At 55.1% G+C, this 3,749-nt stretch carries 2 protein-coding genes; one reads left to right on the top strand and one right to left on the bottom strand.

The window, feature by feature from the left end; genetic code table 11:
• The first annotated feature begins 162 nt into the window (after positions 1-162).
• Positions 163-1,128: a tRNA-dihydrouridine synthase gene (locus Q3970_RS10650; RefSeq protein ID WP_303100547.1), complete on the top strand. Its 966-nt coding sequence runs from the start codon at positions 163-165 to the stop codon at positions 1,126-1,128.
• Between the two features lie 106 nt (positions 1,129-1,234).
• Here the strand turns inward: Q3970_RS10650 and Q3970_RS10645 are convergent, their stop codons facing one another.
• Entirely contained in the window at positions 1,235-3,715 is a 2,481-nt protein-coding gene (locus Q3970_RS10645; protein ID WP_303100546.1) for a glycogen/starch/alpha-glucan phosphorylase, read from the bottom strand.
• Positions 3,716-3,749 lie beyond the last annotated feature (34 nt).

Genomic DNA, 3,749 nt, shown 5'->3' with positions numbered 1-3,749 from the left:
ATCCGTTAGGGGGAATTTAGAGGAGTTTTGGGATTTTTGCAAAGGTCTCGGCCTGAACGGCTTGCAAAGGTTCAGGCCGTCTGAAAGCATTTATCCGCTTTTTGGGTTTCATATTCACGCAGCAGCGTTACAATACGCTTTTTTCAGACGGCCTCTTCCGATATGCAGCTTATTCTCGCGCCTATGCAGGGCTTGGTTGACGATGTGATGCGCGACCTGTTAACCCGCATCGGCGGCTTCGACGAATGCGTGAGCGAGTTCGTACGCATCACGCACACCGTGCATTCCCGCCCCACCTGGCTGAAATACGCCCCCGAAATCGCCAACCGCAACCTTACCCCCGCAGGCGTGCCCTGCACGGTGCAGCTGTTGGGCAGCGATGCGGCCAATATGGCGGTCAACGCTTTGGAAGCGGTACGCTTCGGCGCCGGCAAAATCGACCTCAACTTCGGCTGCCCCGCCCCCACCGTCAACAAACACAAAGGTGGCGCGGTATTGCTGAAAGAGCCGGAGCTGATCCTTCACATCGTGCGCACCGTGCGCGGCAGCCTGCCCGTGCATATCCCGCTTACCGCCAAAATGCGCTTGGGGTTTGAAGACAAAACCCTCGCCCTCGAATGCGCCCTCGCCATTGCCGAAGGCGGCGCCTGCGGCCTGACCGTGCACGCCCGCACCAAAGTGGAAGGTTATGAGCCGCCCGCACATTGGGAGTGGGTAAGAAAAATCCGCGATGCCGTTAACGTGCCCGTTACCGCCAACGGCGACGTGTTTACCCTGCAAGACTATCTCGACATCAAAACCGTGAGCGGCTGCAACAGCGTGATGCTCGGCCGCGGAGCCGTGATGCGCCCCGATTTGGCGCGGCAGATTAAACAGTACGAACAAAGCGGCAGCACACAGGAAGCGGATTTTGCCGAAATAGCCGGCTGGATTAACCTGTTTTTCGATTTATGCACCGCCAAAGAAGCAGGCAACAAATACCCCGCCGCCCGCCTGAAGCAATGGCTGGGCATGATGAAGCGCGCCTACCCTCAGGCAGAAGATCTGTTCGCACGCATCCGCACGCTGAGGGAAACTGCCGACATAAAACAGGTTTTGGAATCATTCTGGCGCGGGCAGGAAGTTTGAAACCCTTGCCAAACCTGTCCGGGCCGAGACCTTTAGAGACCTTTAATGAAAATGCCGTCTGAAAAATATCTTTTCAGACGGCATTTTCTTTCACAGGCAGCCCGCCTTACGGGTTTTCGTCAGGCAGCTCTTCTTCGCTGAGCGGATCGATAAACCAGATTTTCTTGCAGTAATCCTGAATCGAACGGTCGGAAGAGAAATAACCCATATTGGCAATGTTTATCAGAGCCGAACGGCGCCATTTGGCCGTATCGCTGTAATGCTTGTCGGCACGCTCCTGGGCTTCTATATAGCTGCGGAAATCGGCAGCAAGCTGGTAATAGTCGCCGAAACCGTGCATCACATTGCTGTAGCGTCCCGGTTCCTCCGGCGAGAAAGTGCCTGTGGAAACCTGTTTGATCACGCGGCGCAGATCGGTATCGCGCTCAAGATAGGCAAACGGATCGTAACCGTTGCGGCGCAGCTCTTCCACCTGTTCTACTGTATTGCCGAAAATGAAGATGTTGTCTTCACCCACTTTTTCGAGAATTTCCACATTGGCACCGTCGAGCGTGCCGATGGTGAGCGCGCCGTTGAGGGCGAACTTCATGTTGCCGGTGCCGGAAGCCTCGGTGCCCGCCAGCGAGATTTGCTCCGACAAATCGGCGGCGGGAATGATAATCTGCGCCAGGCTTACACTGTAGTTGGGAATAAATACCACTTTAATCAGATCGCGGATACGCCCATCGTTGTTGATAACCTCGGCCACATCGTTAATCAGCCGGATGATGCGCTTGGCCGCCACATAGGCCGAAGCGGCCTTACCTGCAAAAATAAACACGCGCGGCTGCCAGTTGGCATCGGGGTTTTCGAGGATTTTGTTATAACGGTCGATAATGTGCATCACATTGAGGGCTTGGCGCTTGTATTCGTGGATGCGCTTAATCTGCACGTCGAACATGGCCTGCGGGTTAACCTTGATGCCCAACTCTTTTTCGATATAGTCGGCCAGGCGCTGCTTGTTGGCCTGTTTTACTTCTGCGAATTCAGCCTGCACTTTGGGGTCGTCCGCCAAATCGTTTAATTTGGCGAGGTGATCCAAGTGCAGACGCCAATCCTGCTCGCCGAGGTTTTTATCCAAAAACCCGGTCAGCGGACGGTTGGCCACGGCAATCCAACGGCGGGGGGTAACGCCGTTGGTTACGTTGGTGAAACGGTCGGGGAAGATTTTGGCGAAGTCGGCGAAAATCGAGGTTTTCATCAGGTCGGAGTGGATTTTGGCCACGCCGTTAACGCGGTGGGATCCCACCACCGCCAGCCACGCCATGCGTACGCGGCGGCCGTTTTCTTCGTCGATAATCGACACACGGCGGATAAAGTCGGGATCGGTTTTGCCGATGGCGCGCAGGGCATCTAAGAAATGCTCGTTGATTTCGAAAATGATGTCGAGGTGGCGCGGCAGCAGGCTGCCCATCAAATCTACCGTCCAAGTTTCCAGCGCTTCGCTCATCAGGGTGTGGTTGGTATAGGAGAATACGCGGCAGCAGATGCTCCATGCCTCTTCCCATTTGAGGTTTTCTTCGTCGACCAGTATGCGCATCAGCTCGGGAATCGCCAAAACGGGGTGGGTGTCGTTCAGATGGATCACCACTTTGTCGGCCAGGTTTTTGATATTCGGGAAACGGCACTTATGACGGGCAATGATGTCTTGAATCGAGGCAGATACCAAGAAATATTCCTGTTTCAGGCGCAGTTCGCGGCCGATGTCGGTGGAATCGTTAGGATAAAGCACGCGCGAGATGTTTTCGTCTTGGGTTTGTTCGCGCATGGCGGCGAAATAGTCGCCCTGGTTGAAGTTGGCCAAATCGAACGTGTCGCCTGCGTGTGCCGTCCACAAGCGCAGCGGGTTGGCGACGCTGCCGCCGTAACCGGGAACGATTTCGTCATACGCCAGCGCGGTGATGTGTTCGGCAGGTTCCCAATATTTGATGCTGCCGCTGCCGTGCACCCTGCCGCCGAACGACACGGGATAGCGTTTGGCCGGGCGGGCAAACTGCCACTGCATATCGTGATCCAGCCACAAATCGGGTTTTTCAACCTGCTGGCCGTCAACGATTTCCTGCTTGAACATACCGTATTGGTAACGGATGCCGTAGCCTACGGCGGGAATGCGCAGGGTGGCCATCGAATCGAGGAAGCAGGCGGCCAGGCGGCCGAGTCCGCCATTGCCCAAACCGGGGTCTTCTTCCTGCTCGCAGATGTCGGCAAAATCCAGCCCCATCTGACCGAACGCCTCGTTAAATACGTCATATACGCCTTCGTTAATCAAAGAATTAACGAATGAGCGCCCCATCAGGAATTCCATAGAGAGATAGTAGACTGTGCGTTTGCCGTGATCTTCGTGGCTGCGGCGGGTTTTCAGGAAACTTTCGGTAACCAGGTCGCGGGCGGCAAACATGGCGGCGTTGAGCCACTCTTTGGACGTGGCATCACGCGGATCGACACCCAAAATAAAAATCAGCTTGTACACAATGGCGCGGCGCACGAAGTCGGCATCGGATTTCGGCACCACATATTCGTATTCCGGCAGGGGGAGTTTGGAAATCATAAATCAAACCTTTGACATTAAAACTTAAATCATT

Source organism: Neisseria sp. (assembly GCF_030530745.1).
Taxonomy (GTDB): Bacteria; Pseudomonadota; Gammaproteobacteria; order Burkholderiales; family Neisseriaceae; genus Neisseria.
Note: the sequence above shows the minus strand (reverse complement) of the source record. Positions and strands in the feature narration are given on the sequence as shown.